Consider the following 14,896-nt stretch of genomic DNA (forward strand, 5'->3'; position numbering starts at 1 on the left):
TCCTCAGGTATTTTTGAACTCGGTAAGGGCCGCGCGGAACCGCGCGAAGTTTTCGGCTGTATAGGCTGCGTAGTCGAAATCGATGTCCGAGGTGATCTCGGACACCATGCTCCACATGGTTTCGCGCAGCAGCGAGGCGCATTTCATCGCCGTATAGCGATGGCGCAGGTCGTCGGTGACAGGGGCTTCAAAGTAAGTCTCAAGCACCCAATCTTCCTGTCCCGGTGTCAGGCCATTGTTCGAGGCCAGCCCACCCAGATCGAACAGCGGTGAATTGAACCCGGCATAGTCAAAATCGATGAGCCACAGGCGGTTGCCATCATCCAGAAAGTTGCCGCAGAGCAGGTCATTATGGCCGAACACTATGTCATAGGGTCCAGCCTCGGCTTCGAGCATGTTGCCTGTTTGAACCAATTCCGGGATCAGGCCCGCATGGGTGCTGCCGCGTTCGGTCAAAGTGGCGGCATAGTCGCGGATGACGTGGAACACCCAGAACACAAGCGACGGGCCGCGCAGGTGCTTGGGCACTTCGGTATGGCACGTCTTCATCAGTTCCAACACGCGGGGCAGCATGTCCGAGTGGCGCACATCCTCCTCTGTCAGGGTGCGGCTTTCGATGAACTCCAAAACGGTCAGACCGCCCGAGGCATGGACCACCGCCGGGGACAACCCGGCAGTATGTGCGGCCTTGTTGGCAGAAAGTTCATTGAACCGCATGACCTGATGCAAAGGAATATCGTCGCCGACCCGTACGACATACGATCCGCTATTGTCCGTTACCTTATAGTTCACATTGGTAATGCCGCCGGTCAGGGGTTCCGCCGTAATCTCGCCCTGCCAGATCGGCAGATTACGGATGCGGCTGATCAGATCGGATTGGCTCATGTTAACTCTCCAGTCCAAAGCGGATGCGGGCTTGACGCGCGCTGGCATTGATCAGGCGGTCGGCGATGATGGCGATGAAGGCGATGGCCAGACCGGCCACCAGCCCTCTGCCCGTGTCGGCCTTGGTTAGGGCGATATAGACCTCCTGGCCCAGATCACGGGTTCCGACGAGGGCGGTGATCACCAGCATCGAAAGGGCCAGCATAATGGTCTGGTTGATACCCAGCAGGATTTCCGGCAGCGCCATCGGCAGCCGGATATGACGCAACAGCTGCCTCCGGGTGCAGCCTGAAACCAGGCCGGCCTCGATCAGTTCCTCATTGACCGATCGCACTCCGTGGGCCGCATAGCGCACTGCCGGAGCCAGCGCGTATAGGACGATGGCGATCAGGGCGGTGAAGTCTCCGACCCGGAACAGCATCACCACAGGGATCAGATAGACAAAGCTGGGCAGTGTTTGCAGCGTGTCGATCAGCAGGTTGATGACTGCTCCGACGCGCTTGTTCAACGCGGCCAGCACGCCCAGAGGCACCCCGATCAGCGTGGCAAGGATCACCGAAGCCCCGCACAAATAGACTGTGACCATCGCTTTGGACCACAGGCCCGATACCAGGATCAATGAGGCCATACCGCCACACAGCAGCGCCAGTCGCCATCCGCCCGCGTGCCAACCCAACAAGGTCAGCATCGCAATGGCCCAAGGCCACGGAATGCCCAACAGAACCGTCTTGATCGGGATCATGAACCACGTGAGGAAGAAAACTTTGATTGCCTCGAACACATCGAAGTAATTGACGTTCAGATACTCGACCGTGTTGTCCCAGAACGCGCCCGTGGTGATGGTCTGGTTCTCAGGATATTCGAGCAATAGCGGAGAGAACTGCCCCAGCACCCATGTCACAACCAAAAGGATCAGTACCAGAACCGTCCGGCGATGGCGCGCGACCCACGAGCCCGGTTGGTCGTGATGTACCTGACCCATCCGTTCGGCAAAGGCCTGGCTCAGCCGGTCGACTGCAATGGCCAGAACCACAATGGCGATCCCGGCCTCAAACCCCGCACCAATGTCCAGACGGCGCAGCGCGGCGAGGACATCAAAGCCCAGCCCTCCGGCCCCGATCATCGAGGCGATGATAACCATGTTCAGCGTTAGCATGATCACCTGATTGACGCCTACCATCAGGCTATGGCTGGCTGATGGCACCAGCACGCGCCACATCAACTGACGCTGAGTTGTACCCGCCATGCGTCCGAAATCGAGGATCTCGGGATCCACGCCTTTCAGCGCCAGCGTGGTAATTCGTACCATGGGCGGCGTGGCATAGATGATCGTGGCAACCAGGGCCGAGATCGGGCCAAAGCCGAACATGAACAGGATTGGCACCAGATAGGCAAATATCGGGATCGTCTGCATCAGGTCCAGAATGGGCGAGATGATTTTCTCGAACAACGGATGGCGATAGGCGAGGATGCCCAACAGCAGCCCTCCGCCCGCGCCAATAGGCACCGCAATCAGGACCGAGGCCAGCGTCACCATCGCGCTGTCCCATTGCCCGAAAACCGCCAGATATATGAAACAGGCCCCGACCAGCGCGGCCAGCGCCCAATCGCGACAATACTGACCCAAGGCAACGACGGCGGTGATCACGACGATCCAGCTGATTGCAGGCAGGATGACCTGTGCATCGCTGCCCTGACCGCTGACAAACCCATCCGCCAACAGGGCCAGCACCAGATTATAAGGTTGTTCGATCGTCCACGCCACAGCGCGGGTGAGGTCCGTGAACGAGACCGGCCCAATGGCAGCATCCTCGATCAGCCATTTCATCGCCGAGGAGACATAGGTCTTGAACGGGATAACCCAGGCCGAAGGGAACTTGGTCAGCCAACGTGCATCCAGCGCCTTGCCCAGATCGCGGCCATAGTACCCAAGTACGATCGTGATCAGAACAAGGGCCAGAGCGATGGCCTGAGTTCTGTTCAGCCGAATCATGCCGTGTCCCCTTCCCCAAACAGCACACGCGCAACGGCTTTGCGGTCAATCGCGCCTACAGGCTGCCCCTCGGTATCAACCACAGGGATCGGCGCGTCAGCGGCGATGATACGTTCGGCTACGTCCGATACGCGAGTGGACTGAAGGATGGGCTCTCCTTCTCCATCAGCGCCAGGGGACATGACGCCGCTGACGGTCAGAACCTTCGAGCGGGGAATATGTTTTGTGAACTCAGTGACGTAATCGGTAGCCGGGTTCATCACCAGCTCTTCGGGAGTGGCGATCTGGATCACCTCGCCATCCTTCATGATGGCGATGCGGTCGGCCAGACGGACAGCTTCTTCAAAGTCATGCGTAATGAAGACAATGGTCTTGTGCAGTCGCTCCTGAAGACGCAGGAATTCGTCCTGCATCTCTCGCCGGATCAAAGGGTCCAGGGCAGAAAACGGTTCGTCCAGAAACCATATGTCAGGCTCTGTCACCAGCGACCGGGCAATGCCCACACGTTGCTGTTGCCCTCCCGAGAGTTCACGGGGATAGTAATCCTCGCGACCTTTCAGCCCAACCAGTTCCACCACTTCACGCGCTTTGGCATCAGCTTCGGCTTTGGGTACGGCCTGAATAGTCAGCGGGAACATAACGTTTTGCAAGACGGTCAAATGCGGCAGCAACGCAAAATGCTGGAACACCATGCCCATCTTGTGGCGACGAATTTCGATCAACTCTTTTTCGGTAGCGCGCAGCAGGTCGCTGCCATCGAACAAAACCTCTCCTCCGGTAGGTTCGATCAACCGTGACAGGCACCGGACCAGAGTGGATTTTCCGGAACCGGAAAGGCCCATGATCACAAAGATCTCACCTTCGGCAATTTCGATATTGGCGTTGCGCACAGCACCGATCACGCCTGCGCTACTTAGGTCTTCGACAGTTGGATCAGAGGTTTTTTGCAACAGCCGATCCGTATTCGCGCCGTAAAGCTTCCAGACGTTGCGGCAGGCCAGTTTTGTCTTGGGGGGCATCAGTGTGGTCCGGTAATTTAACGCAAAAGGGCCAGAGCGGTCCGAGAGAGCAAATGGCCCGCTCTGGCCAGTGGGTTATTCTGAGATCCAGCCCGACCAGCGGTCTTTGTTGGTCTCCATCCACTCTGCGACGACACTGTCAATTTCCACGCCCTCCAGATCGGCCTTGCCGACCATGGCGCTCATTTCGTCATTGTTGATGTTGTAGGCTTCGATGATGTCATAGGCACCGGGCCATTTTTCCTGCAGGCCGGACCAGGCGGCTTTCCAGATAGGCCCACGTGGTTTGCCGCAATCATAAGCCATGTTGGGGTTCACGCCGACGGATGGGTCGCTGTAGCATTCCGCGGAAAACGGCGGGAATTCAACAAATTGGCCATCGTATTTGGCCGGCGCCCAATGTGGGACGTAAACCCATAGAATAATTGGGTCCTGCCGCTGATAAGCTGACTCAAGCTCGGCAAACAAGGCTGCGTCAGTACCCGCATGTACCACCTCGAAATCCAGTTCCAGTGCTTCGACACGCTCTTCATCGAAGCCGCCCCAAGTAACCGGCCCGCCGACGTAACGCCCGTTGGGTGCGGTTTCAGCGGTTGAGAATTCTTCGGCGCAATCGCGCAGAGCTTCCCAGTTTGGCAGCCCCGGGCAACGCTCTTTCATGTAGCTGGGATACCACCACTCTTCGATCGCCATCAGACCGGTTTCCCCGACGTTGACAACATTTCCAGATGCCGTCGCCTCATCCAAGGCTTCCCGCCCGGTGGTTTCCCAGATTTCCATCGCCAGATGCAGGTCACCCGTTTTCAGTCCTGCGAATTGGGCGATGTAGTCGGCCTGCACGTATTCGACATTGTAGCCGGCTTCTTCAAGGATCGAACCCATGATCTTGGTATTGATCAACTGACCCGACCAGTCGTGCAGCGTAAGCTTGATAGGGTCAGTCGACTCCACAGCCCAAGCTGACGTGGCAGCTGCAAGTGCAAATGCCGTTAGTCCCAGTTTGCATTTCATAACACCTTCTCCCTGTCGTGATTTTTTTGATGAATCGGTGGTACTGGCTACAGACCATCACACTGTGGGGTTTTGTGTCAATAAAAACCAAGTAAAGCCACATAAATTTAAGGAAAAGTACATTTTCCGGGGTTAAAATTGGCTGAATGTTGCTTTATGTGGGTGTTGTGGTATCTCTGAACCTCCCGTATGACGGGTTTGTCAGAGCGGAAAACATGAACCTTAAGACCACCAACCAACGAGAAGAAGAGATCCTGCGTGCGCTGTTTCGCGCGGGTGGATCCTGTCGCGTGAGCGTTCTGGCGAATGAGTTGGGCGTGACCCTTGAAACCATTCGGCGCAATGTGCGCAATCTAGAAGAGCGCGGTATTGTTCGAAAAGTACATGGGGGTGTCCACCTTTTGGAGGACATCCTGGAGCCTTCACTGGAAAGCCGCCTGGACAAGAAAGTCGACGCAAAAGAGAAACTGGCCAAAGCAGTGGCCGAAGTCATCAGCGACGGGGACTCGGTCTTTCTGGATGTTGGTTCGACCACTGCCTATGTGGCTCAGGCGCTGTGTGATCATAGCAAATTATTTGTAGTGACAAATTCGGTTTTTGTTGCTCAGACTTTGGCATCCCGGAACAACAACAGGGTGTTCATGGCAGGCGGTGAGCTGCGTTCTCATGACGGCGGCGCGTTTGGTGTTGAAGCGCAAGACCTTATCAAACGCCTGAACGTCCGGTTCGCAGTTCTGTCGGTTGGGGCAGTCAATGCCGAGTCCGGCTTTATGCTGCATGACCTGCAAGAAGCCAATCTGGCGCATATCGCTGCTCAGAATGCGCAGGTTCGCATCGTGGTAGCTGACGGGGAAAAGCTGGGTAAGCGGGCACCGGTCACTCTGGACTCAGCCAGACAGATCAATCTGTTCTTCACGGATACCCAACCGTCAGAAGATATTCGCCAGATGCTGTTGGCAAACGAAATCGATCTCGTCGTCGCCGAATAGGCGCTTATTGTTTTTGGGCAATGATCCAAACTGGGTGATAGGTTAAAGACACCCCGTTGGCTGTTCCAAAGTTTTGCACATAGTCTTCTTCGAACCGGGCCAGAGTCGACTTGGTCCATGCCCCCTGCGCGCGCCCGTTTACACCGGTTCTGCGCAGGTATTTCAAAACGTCCCGCGGTGTTTCGAAATATGATGGCCGGATGCGTTCCCCAGCGGCCAGAACCCGCATTGGCCCTTCAATGGCCGCGACAAGATTGTCTGCCCCGCAAAGGCCCGGCGCGTGAGCTGTTGATCCGATGCTTAACAGTTCTTTGTATTGCTGGGGCCCAAATCCTGATATGGCCAGCCAACCACCCGGGGCCAGCGCATCGATCGCTTGCTGCAACAAACCGGTCGGGTCTTCCATCCATTGGATCATCGAGGCTGAAGCGATCAGATCAATCTGATCGGGCCATTGGACCGTGCGCACATCGCCTGCGATAAATGCGACGGCTTCGGCATCTGCCGTTGCTTGAGCTTGCGGTGCGATGTCGTTTAGAATGAGGTCGGGCAGGTCGAAATTTTGCCGCAGCATTCGGGTGAGATGCCCTGTGCCACACCCCATTTCAAACGTTGTGTGAAACTGGCCCGGTGCACCCACACGGCGCAGTTCAGAAACCAGTTTATCGGCAACCCACGCCTGTTGGCTGGCTGTGTCGTGATAGGTGTCAAAGCTTCTGCTAAAGCTGCGCTGGACCTTATCTGCCAATTGCGCCGTCATGACAGCCACTCCGCCCAGTTTTGCCCTGACCTGAAGGGTACATGGGGCCCTGTAACACGCTTGATCGAGGCCGAGGTCACCGCCCAGGCAGCCTCTTGCGCCTTCGTTGGAATGATACGGTCCCGCTCGGGTATCCACACCAAGTCAAAGTACGGGTCCGGGGCCGACCCGCGCTGGATCACCGCATGAAGCTCTTTTTGCGCCGCTGCGACGTCCAGATCTGGTGGTTCAACGGGCAACCCTGCGCGGCTGCAGAACTTGGCAAAGCTGGAGGTCGTCAGTTGATCCGCCGTGCTCCGAATCGTATCGGGTGCAATGCCCCGGTCCGGACACGCCGGATGCAGGGTGCCGCTGACGGCAACCAGCCGATCGGGGCGAAACTGTGTATGGGCCAGCCAATGCGCAGCAGATGCGACACCGAAGGAAAACGCGAGCATGTCGACGTAGTCGAACCGCCCCAGCTCGGGCAAAGGATCATCAAGCTGAGTAAAGTCATCAACAAGCAGGACAGACCCACCACCGGTCAGGTCCTGAAACGGTGCAGCACCCAGCGCCCAACCCCCGAATACAAGGGTCAGCTTGCCATCGTCTGATTGCGCCAGCCACCTGTGTCTCATTCCTGCCCCCCGGCCAGCGCGACCATCGCGCTTGTAACCTGGCTGAGCTCGTCAGGTGAGATGATGTAAGGGGGCATACAATAAATGTTGCGTGCAAAGGGGCGCAACCACACTCCGGTCTTTGGCGCCAGCCGATGGGCGACAGAAGGATCAACAGTATCCTTCATTTCAATAACGCCAATGGCACCAAGGACCCGGACATCCGCCACGCCAGGCAAACCGCGGGCTGGCTCCAGCTCTGTCCGCATCTGGTTTTCAATGGCAGCCACCTGGCGCTTCCAATTTCCCTCGGCCAGCAAGCTCAGGCTTGCTGAACCCGCGACACAGGCCAGAGGGTTGGCCATATAAGTCGGGCCGTGCATGAACACACCCGCCGCACTGTTGCCGATGCCATAAGCCACCCGCTCGCTGGTTACGGTTGCAGCGAACGAGATGTGCCCCCCGGTCAGAGCCTTACCCAAACACAGAATATCTGGCGTGACGTCAGCATGATCGATTGCAAACAGCTTGCCAGTTCGACCAAACCCGGTGGCGATTTCGTCGAAAATGATCAGCACATTATGCGCATCACACAACGCTCGCGCCGCGCGCAGCCATTGAGGGTGATAGAAATACATGCCACCTGTGCCCTGAACCACGGGCTCAAGGATCAAGGCCGCAAGTTGGTCGCCCTTTTCGGCAAGCAGCCGTTCCAGCGGCTCCAACCCGTTCTGGCCCGAATCTGCAGGCCATTCGTCACCCAACCGCACTTGGGGGCGCGGCAGGAAGTGCTGGATCGACAAGGCCCCACGGAACAGTCCGTGCATACCCGTGACTGGGTCGCAGACGCTCATCGCCTTCCATGTGTCGCCGTGATAGCCGCCCCGAATGGTGGCAAACTCGAACTTGTCGGTGCGGCCATGGGCCATTTGGTACTGCACCGCCATCTTCATCGACACCTCGACTGAGACCGAGCCACTGTCGCAGTAGAAAATGCGATCCAAACCTTCGGGCAGCATGTCGACCATCCTGCGTCCCAGATTTATGGCCGGGTGATGTGTCAGCCCCCCGAACATCACATGAGGCATCTTTTCCAGCTGGTCCTGCATCGCGGATGTGATTGCGGGATGTTTGTGGCCATGGATTGCACACCACCATGAGGACATGGCATCGATCATCTTCGCGCCGTCTTCCCGGTACAGAAAGACGCCTTCGGCCCGGTCGATCAGGTGCATCGCGCCGGGATTGGCCACGTTGGTATAGGGGTGCCACAGGTGGCGGGCGTCAAACTCCAGCGGGGTCACAGGAACCTCCGAATGGTGGCCATATCTATTTCTGAAAAGGCATCTTTCAGGGTCTGCTGTGTCAGTTCGTTTAGAACAGGAAGCCGTCCAAGGTGACGGGTATTGCTCATCTCAACGATGGTTTGCTCGACATCCGGCTCTGGCTCACCGACAAAGGCAACACCCACGACCTCACATCCCGCGCCGCGCAGGGCCATCAGAGACAATGTGGTGTGGTTGATCGTTCCAAGCGCCGTGCGAGCGACCAGTACAACCGGGGCCTGCCATTGGGCGATTAGGTCCAGGTAATAGCTTTGGCGGTTCAGCGGCACCATCAGGCCCCCTGCCCCCTCAACGACCAGCGGCCCGTCAACTTGGGGCAAAACAAGTCGCGACAGATCAATTTCAACGCCCATGTCTTCCGCAGACAGATGGGGTGAGGCAGGCATGTTCAGGCGATACGCCTCGGGCAAAACGTCCGCACCGGACAAGATACGGACGGTTTCGGTGTCTGTCGCATCCTCCAGACCCGACTGAACGGGCTTCCAATACCGGGCATTCAAAGCTGCGGTCAGGCCAGCGGAAAAAACGGTTTTTCCGACGCCCGTGTCCGTTCCGACAACGATAAGCGCGCTCATGCGGCCTCCGATTGATGGCTGGCGATGGTTGCAAACAAGGCCGAAATGTCCTGAAGGCTGACATTCCCGGTGATCGAGACGCGTAAGCGGGATGTTCCCTTGGGAACGGTGGGCGGTCGAATGCCCCGGATGTCAAATCCCTGCTGCTGCAAAGCAGAGGCCATCGCCATCGTTCGGGCTTCGTCCCCCAAAATGACAGGGATGATTTGGCTGCTCAGGGTCGAATCCGGCAGTCCTGTTTGCCGGGCCACGTGATGAGCATGATACAGACGTTCATGCGCAGCAGCGACCAATTGAGTGTTGGCCGCCAATTCCCGCAGAGCTGCCCGCACCAGAGCGGCGTTCAAGGGTGATGGCGCGGTTGCGAAGATAAAGGGCCGCGCTCGGTTGATCAGCGTATCGATCATCACGCGCGGACCGCAGATCAAACCGCCCGAAACGCCCAGACCCTTACCGCACGTGTGCAGGGTCAGAATATCCGTGTTCAGATCATGCGCCAGACCCTTGCCGCTTGCGCCAAAAACGCCTGTGGCGTGCGCCTCGTCTACGACCAGAATGGCGTCAGAGTCGCGCGTCAAGGACGCAAGGTCGTCCAGCGGGGCAAGATCGCCTTCCATGGAATAAACGCTTTCCACTGCAATCCAGATTTGGCCCGCGCCACCCGTTGCACGCCACTCGGCCAAAACCTTGCTCGCATCTTCAACGTCATTGTGGCGGAAGGCGCGCAGATCCGCGCGGCTGGAACGCATCCCTTCATGGGCGCTGGCATGGACCAGTGCGTCATAGAGCACCAGATCTCCGGCGGCAGGCAAGGTTGAAAAGATCGACTGATTGGCCTGGAACCCTCCACCCATGAAAAGCGCGGCTTCAGACCCGAAGAATGCGGCGGCTTCCTGTTCCAGTGCCTCATGCTCGGGGTGATTGCCGCGCAGCAAGCGCGAGCCCCCCGAACCAACCGGCACACCGCGCGCCAAGGCCGCCAGTGCTGCATCTTGCAACAGTTTTGATCCGGCCAAACCCAGATAATCGTTCGACGCAAAATCCAGCCCGCGCGCAGGGATCAAAGCCCGGCGACGGTGCCGGGCTTCAAGCGCATCAAGCATGGAGTTCAGCCGATCGACTGCTTTCATTCGGCAGCTTCCGTGCGATTATGTTCTTCAGCCGTTTCAGCCTGAAGCCCGAGCTTGGCAAACAGGATCGAGTCGGTGTCTTCTTCGGGGTTTTCTGCCGTCAGAAGTGTTTCACCGACAAAGATCGAGTTCGCACCGGCGAAGAAGCACATTGCCTGCATCTCGTCGCTCATGTCGCTGCGCCCGGCAGACAGGCGGACATAGGATTTGGGCATCAGAATACGGGCGGTTGCAATGATCCTCACAAAGTCGATGGGATCGATCGGTTCTGCTTCGGCCAGCGGTGTGTCCGCCTGCGGCATCAGCATGTTGATCGGCACAGAATCCGGCGGAGGGGTCATGTTCGCCAGGGTCAGCAACATGTCGATACGGTCGCCGGTATGTTCACCCATCCCCAGGATGCCACCCGAGCACACCTTTATACCTGCTTCCTGCACCCGGTTCATTGTGTCGATCCGATCCGAGAATGTACGGGTGGTGATCACTTCGGAATAATAACGCTCTGAGGTATCGATATTGTGGTTGTAATAGTCCAGCCCGGCGTCGCGCAGTTGGACGACCTGAGTGTCGTCCAGCATGCCCAGGGTCATGCAGGATTCCATGCCCATCGCTTTGACGCCTTCGACCATAGCAACCAGAGCAGGCATGTCGCGCGATTTGGGCTCTCGCCATGCGGCCCCCATGCAAAACCGGGTTGCGCCGCCATCCTTGGCCTTCTTGGCCTCAGACAGAACGCGCTGAACCTCGATCAGTTTCGACGCCGGGAGTGTTGATCCGTTGCGGGCCGATTGCGAGCAATAGGCGCAGTCCTCGGCACAGCCACCGGTTTTGATCGAAAGGAGTTTCGATGTCTGGACCTTATTGGGATCAAAGTTCTCTCGGTGCACGGTTTGTGCCCGAAACAGAAGATCCATCAAGGGAAGATCATGAACAGCTTGCGCAGACTTTCGGGTCCAGCCGGAATGAGGGATGATCATTTTATCTATAAAACTTCCTGCAGCTTGCGTTGCTGTGGATTTATTATTGATAAAACCGAATTGCGCAACCGTGTTGACGCAAACGAACCAAAATCAAGCGGAAATGCCGCGCCCTCAGAAGTCCAGCCCCAGATCGACTGTACGCGCGGAATGCGTCAGCGCACCCGACGAGATATAGTCCACGCCGGTTTCGGCGATGGACGCCACGCGCTCTAAGGTGACGCTGCCGCTGGCTTCGGTTTTCATCTGACCATCCACCATTGCAACAGCTTCGCGCAGCATGTCGTTGTTCATATTGTCCAACAACACGACAGAGGCACCGCCAACCTTGAGCACCTCTGCCAACTGGTCCAGACGGTCGACTTCAATCTCGACCGCCATCATGTGGCTGGCCTGGGCCTTGGCGGCCTCCAATACCTGAGGAACCCCACCCGCTGCAGCGATGTGATTGTCCTTGATCAGGATCGCGTCGGACAGGGAATAGCGGTGATTGAACCCACCGCCATGCAAAACGGCCTGCTTTTCTACGATACGCAGGCCAGGCGTGGTCTTGCGTGTGCAGGTTACTCGGGCTCTTGTGCCTTTGGTCTGCTCGCTAAATGCCGCAGTCATCGTTGCAATACCAGTCAGGCGACCGGCAAAGTTCAACGCGACCCGCTCACCCGACAGGATCGAGGCGGCAGATCCCTTGATTGTCATCAGCGTCTCACCCCGGCAGCAGCGCGCGCCGTCTTTGACCAGCACCTCGACCTCAAGCGTAGGGTCCACAAGTCGGAATGCGATTTCGGCGACCTGCATCCCGGACACAACAGCATCTTCGCGCGCGTTCAGCCGGGACGTATACGTGGTGTCCTGCGGGATCACTGTCCGGGTGGTAACATCGCCGTAACTTCCTAAATCCTCCATCAGCGCCGCGCGGATCACAGGTTCAAGGATCAGATCTGGCAGGGTTGCAAAAGTCATGTCAGTTCCTTGCAGGCTTCGGCCCGAATGCTCAGGGCCTCAGAGAGATACATCTTGGACCGCTCGCCGGGTCCATCACCGGTTTTCGGGAAGTCAGAGCGTTCATGCGCCCCGCGGCTTTCTTCGCGCTGCAAGGCAGCGGCGGCAATCAGCGTTGCGGTCGCGCACATATTTCTGAACGAGGGGCAATCGCCGTGGCGGGCCTCCAACTCGGCAATGGTTTGCAATGCACGGCTCAGCCCAGAACGTTCGCGGACGACGCCGACATCACGTGTCATGGTATTGCGCAACTCCTGAACCGCTTGCGCCGTATCGGGTGCGTTTCCCGGAGCAAACCGCAAGTCTATCGCGCTGACATTTGTACCTGCAGGCAGCGACCCTGCTATGCTTTCGGCACAGATGCGGGCAAAGACCAGCGCTTCGAGCAGCCCATTCGATGCCAGACGGTTGGCCCCGTGCAGACCCGTGGAAGACGCCTCACCACAGACCCACAACCCGTCCAGAGTCGCCCGACCATCCGTATCCGTGGCGATCCCGCCCATGTGATAATGGGCCGCCGGGGCGACTGGGATCGGGTCGTTGGCCGGGTCAATGCCGTTGCGCGCGCAAGAGGCTGCGACCGCAGGAAACAGCTCATGGATCCGTGTGCCCAAAGCATCGCGTGTGTCCAGCATGGGTCGATTGCCCGCCTGCACTTCAGCAAAGATCGCGCGCGCAACAACATCTCGCGGGGCCAGTTCGGCGTCTGGGTGAATGGCCTGCATGAACTGTTCGCCTCGCATGTTGACCAGAAACGCCCCTTCCCCACGCAGCGCTTCGGTGGCCAAGGGCGCTGGGTCCTCGCCCACGTCCATAGCTGTTGGATGGAACTGAACAAATTCAGCGTCAGCAATCAGTGCCCCGGCGCGTGCAGCCATGCCAATGACTTGCCCCCGGATTCGCTCTGGGTTAGTCGTCAGCGCGTATAGCCCGCCAGAGCCGCCGCCCGCCAGCAACACCGCTGGTCCATGTAATGTAACGGGCGCAGTGCCGGTCTGTGTTGCGTCTTGCAGCACAACCCCTGACACAATGCCCTCGTCCATGACCAAAGTCACGGCAAGGACGCCTTCTAATACCTGAACTGAAGGCGTCTCACGCACGCGCTCGATCAGGGCAGCCATAATCTCGCTGCCTGCCTGATCCCCTTGTACACGGACGACACGGGCGAAACTGTGTGCGGCCTCCCGCGAAAGAACGTAACCGCCATCTTCGGTACGGTCGAACGGCGTGCCGATCTCGGTCAGGTCAAGGATGTACTCGCGCGCTTCGCGGGTGACCAAGTCTGCCACATCAGGCTCGACGGTGCCTGCTCCTGCATTGACCGTGTCCAAAGCATGGCTTTCAGGGCTGTCGGCCAGGTCCATCGCCGCTGCAACCCCGCCCTGCGCCCAAACCGAACTTGCGCCTTCCCCCAACGGGTCGGGCGAGATCACCACCACAGGCCGCGGCGCCAGTTTCAGCGCTGCGTAAAGCGCACCGATTCCGGCCCCAACGATAATGACCCGATCCGTGGTGATGTCCGTCATTTCAGGTCAGATGCCGAGCTTGCGGGACAGATCGATCATGGCCTGAACGGATTTACGTGCCTTTTTCGCCACGTCTTCTGCAACCTCGACCTGACCATCCATCGTGTGCAGAGCGTAGAGGATCTTTTCCAGCGTGATCTTCTTCATGTACGGGCACATGTTGCAGGGGCCCACGAAATCGACCTCGGGCAGCTCATCCGCAATGTTCGACGCCATCGAACACTCGGTAATCAGCATCGCCTTTTCAGGCTTCTCGTTATGCACATAGTTGATGATGCCGCTGGTCGAACCGGAATAATCTGCCTCGGCCACAACATCCGGTGGACATTCGGGGTGGGCAATCAACCGCGTGCCGGGGTTCCATTCACGGAAATCGCGCAAATCCTGAGCCGTATATTGCTCGTGCACGATGCAGGACCCGGGCCAAAAAACCACGTTCTTGTTGCTTTGGTTTGCGACGTTTTGGGCAAGATACTGATCCGGCGTCATGATAACCGTGTCGCTTTCCATCGCGTTCACGATCTGAAGCGCGTTCGACGACGTGCAGCAAATATCCGATGCTGCTTTGACCTCGGCGGTTGTATTGACATATGTGACAACCGGCGCGCCGGGATATTTGGCGCGCATCTCATCAATCCCGTCCGCAGTGATCGATTCTGCCAGCGAACAGCCCGCCTCCATATCCGGCATCAAAACAGTCTTTTGCGGGCTCAGGATCTTCGATGTCTCAGCCATGAAATGCACACCGGCCTGGACGATCACATCCTCTTCGACTTCACTGGCCTTAATCGCCAGTTGCAGACTGTCTCCAACGAAATCGGACACACCGTGATAGATTTCGGGCGTCATGTAATTGTGCCCAAGGATCACGGCGTTACGCTCTTTCTTGAGCGCGTTGATGGCCCGCACATAGGGCGCGTAGATCGCCCAATCCGGGGGGCTGATCACACGATCCATGCGGGCAAACGTGTCTTTCATCTCATTGGCCAGCGTGGCCGATGGGGTGAGGTCGTAGACGTCCGAAATAACCGAGCGGACATGTGTAATATCGAGCAACGGGCGAGCCACCTTTGTCAGTTGTCGTTAG

At 57.9% G+C, this 14,896-nt stretch carries 14 protein-coding genes; 1 reads left to right on the forward strand and 13 read right to left on the reverse strand.

Annotated elements, in window-relative coordinates; all coding sequences use genetic code 11:
- Positions 1–3: 3 nt before the first annotated feature.
- From AC2FJZ_RS04225 to AC2FJZ_RS04240, 4 genes are all read right to left on the reverse strand, one after another.
- Positions 4–885, reverse strand: coding sequence for a phosphotransferase (locus AC2FJZ_RS04225; RefSeq protein ID WP_496776173.1), 882 nt, complete (start codon positions 883–885; stop codon positions 4–6).
- 1 nt (position 886) lies between these two features.
- Positions 887–2,878, reverse strand: a complete 1,992-nt coding sequence (locus AC2FJZ_RS04230) for an ABC transporter permease (RefSeq protein WP_496776174.1) — start codon at positions 2,876–2,878, stop codon at positions 887–889.
- Positions 2,875–3,897 carry a quaternary amine ABC transporter ATP-binding protein gene (locus AC2FJZ_RS04235; protein WP_496776175.1) on the reverse strand — a complete coding sequence of 341 codons (1,023 nt, stop codon included), beginning with the start codon at positions 3,895–3,897 and terminating at the stop codon, positions 2,875–2,877. Before AC2FJZ_RS04235 ends, AC2FJZ_RS04230 begins: the two co-directional genes overlap by 4 nt.
- Positions 3,898–3,972: 75 nt before the next feature.
- Entirely contained in the window at positions 3,973–4,908 is a 936-nt protein-coding gene (locus AC2FJZ_RS04240) for an ABC transporter substrate-binding protein (RefSeq protein ID WP_496776176.1), read from the reverse strand.
- A gap of 215 nt (positions 4,909–5,123) precedes the next feature.
- Here AC2FJZ_RS04240 and AC2FJZ_RS04245 point away from each other — a divergent pair, with 215 nt between their 5' ends.
- On the forward strand, positions 5,124–5,897 hold the full coding sequence (locus tag AC2FJZ_RS04245; protein ID WP_496668053.1) for a DeoR/GlpR family DNA-binding transcription regulator: 774 nt from the start codon (positions 5,124–5,126) through the stop codon (positions 5,895–5,897).
- 4 nt (positions 5,898–5,901) lie between these two features.
- Here the strand turns inward: AC2FJZ_RS04245 and AC2FJZ_RS04250 are convergent, their stop codons facing one another.
- The 9 genes from AC2FJZ_RS04250 to nadA all read right to left on the reverse strand — a co-directional run bounded on the left by AC2FJZ_RS04250 (position 5,902) and on the right by nadA (position 14,865).
- Entirely contained in the window at positions 5,902–6,657 is a 756-nt protein-coding gene (locus AC2FJZ_RS04250) for a methyltransferase domain-containing protein (RefSeq protein WP_496776177.1), read from the reverse strand.
- Positions 6,654–7,274: a pimeloyl-ACP methyl esterase BioG family protein gene (locus AC2FJZ_RS04255; RefSeq protein ID WP_496776178.1), complete on the reverse strand. Its 621-nt coding sequence runs from the start codon at positions 7,272–7,274 to the stop codon at positions 6,654–6,656. The genes AC2FJZ_RS04250 and AC2FJZ_RS04255 overlap by 4 nt, the downstream gene beginning before the upstream one ends.
- A complete protein-coding gene (bioA, locus tag AC2FJZ_RS04260; RefSeq protein WP_496776179.1) occupies positions 7,271–8,557 on the reverse strand; it encodes an adenosylmethionine--8-amino-7-oxononanoate transaminase in 1,287 nt (428 codons plus the stop codon). Before bioA ends, AC2FJZ_RS04255 begins: the two co-directional genes overlap by 4 nt.
- Entirely contained in the window at positions 8,554–9,174 is a 621-nt protein-coding gene (gene bioD / locus AC2FJZ_RS04265; RefSeq protein WP_496668057.1) for a dethiobiotin synthase, read from the reverse strand. The genes bioA and bioD overlap by 4 nt, the downstream gene beginning before the upstream one ends.
- Positions 9,171–10,304, reverse strand: coding sequence for an 8-amino-7-oxononanoate synthase (locus AC2FJZ_RS04270; RefSeq protein WP_496776180.1), 1,134 nt, complete (start codon positions 10,302–10,304; stop codon positions 9,171–9,173). The genes bioD and AC2FJZ_RS04270 overlap by 4 nt, the downstream gene beginning before the upstream one ends.
- A complete protein-coding gene (gene bioB, locus AC2FJZ_RS04275; RefSeq protein WP_496776181.1) occupies positions 10,301–11,281 on the reverse strand; it encodes a biotin synthase BioB in 981 nt (326 codons plus the stop codon). Before bioB ends, AC2FJZ_RS04270 begins: the two co-directional genes overlap by 4 nt.
- 114 nt (positions 11,282–11,395) lie before the next feature.
- Positions 11,396–12,244 (reverse strand): carboxylating nicotinate-nucleotide diphosphorylase, encoded by an 849-nt coding sequence (gene nadC / locus AC2FJZ_RS04280; protein ID WP_496776182.1) that lies wholly within the window; start codon positions 12,242–12,244, stop codon positions 11,396–11,398.
- Positions 12,241–13,809 carry an L-aspartate oxidase gene (locus tag AC2FJZ_RS04285; protein ID WP_496776183.1) on the reverse strand — a complete coding sequence of 523 codons (1,569 nt, stop codon included), beginning with the start codon at positions 13,807–13,809 and terminating at the stop codon, positions 12,241–12,243. The genes nadC and AC2FJZ_RS04285 overlap by 4 nt, the downstream gene beginning before the upstream one ends.
- A gap of 6 nt (positions 13,810–13,815) precedes the next feature.
- Positions 13,816–14,865, reverse strand: a complete 1,050-nt coding sequence (gene nadA / locus AC2FJZ_RS04290) for a quinolinate synthase NadA (protein WP_496776184.1) — start codon at positions 14,863–14,865, stop codon at positions 13,816–13,818.
- Positions 14,866–14,896: the final 31 nt, after the last annotated feature.

The sequence above is a fragment of the Ruegeria sp. CDSA079 genome (assembly GCF_059612245.1).

Coding starts and splice junctions, on each gene's coding strand:
- AC2FJZ_RS04240 (WP_496776176.1), bottom strand. CDS start 4,908: ATGAAATGCAAACTGGGACTAACGGCATTTGCACTTGCAGCTGCCACG.
- AC2FJZ_RS04250 (WP_496776177.1), bottom strand. CDS start 6,657: ATGACGGCGCAATTGGCAGATAAGGTCCAGCGCAGCTTTAGCAGAAGC.
- nadC (WP_496776182.1), bottom strand. CDS start 12,244: ATGACTTTTGCAACCCTGCCAGATCTGATCCTTGAACCTGTGATCCGC.
- AC2FJZ_RS04270 (WP_496776180.1), bottom strand. CDS start 10,304: ATGAAAGCAGTCGATCGGCTGAACTCCATGCTTGATGCGCTTGAAGCC.
- bioB (WP_496776181.1), bottom strand. CDS start 11,281: ATGATCATCCCTCATTCCGGCTGGACCCGAAAGTCTGCGCAAGCTGTT.
- AC2FJZ_RS04285 (WP_496776183.1), bottom strand. CDS start 13,809: ATGACGGACATCACCACGGATCGGGTCATTATCGTTGGGGCCGGAATC.
- bioD (WP_496668057.1), bottom strand. CDS start 9,174: ATGAGCGCGCTTATCGTTGTCGGAACGGACACGGGCGTCGGAAAAACC.
- AC2FJZ_RS04245 (WP_496668053.1), top strand. CDS start 5,124: ATGAACCTTAAGACCACCAACCAACGAGAAGAAGAGATCCTGCGTGCG.
- AC2FJZ_RS04225 (WP_496776173.1), bottom strand. CDS start 885: ATGAGCCAATCCGATCTGATCAGCCGCATCCGTAATCTGCCGATCTGG.
- AC2FJZ_RS04235 (WP_496776175.1), bottom strand. CDS start 3,897: ATGCCCCCCAAGACAAAACTGGCCTGCCGCAACGTCTGGAAGCTTTAC.
- AC2FJZ_RS04230 (WP_496776174.1), bottom strand. CDS start 2,878: ATGATTCGGCTGAACAGAACTCAGGCCATCGCTCTGGCCCTTGTTCTG.
- AC2FJZ_RS04255 (WP_496776178.1), bottom strand. CDS start 7,274: ATGAGACACAGGTGGCTGGCGCAATCAGACGATGGCAAGCTGACCCTT.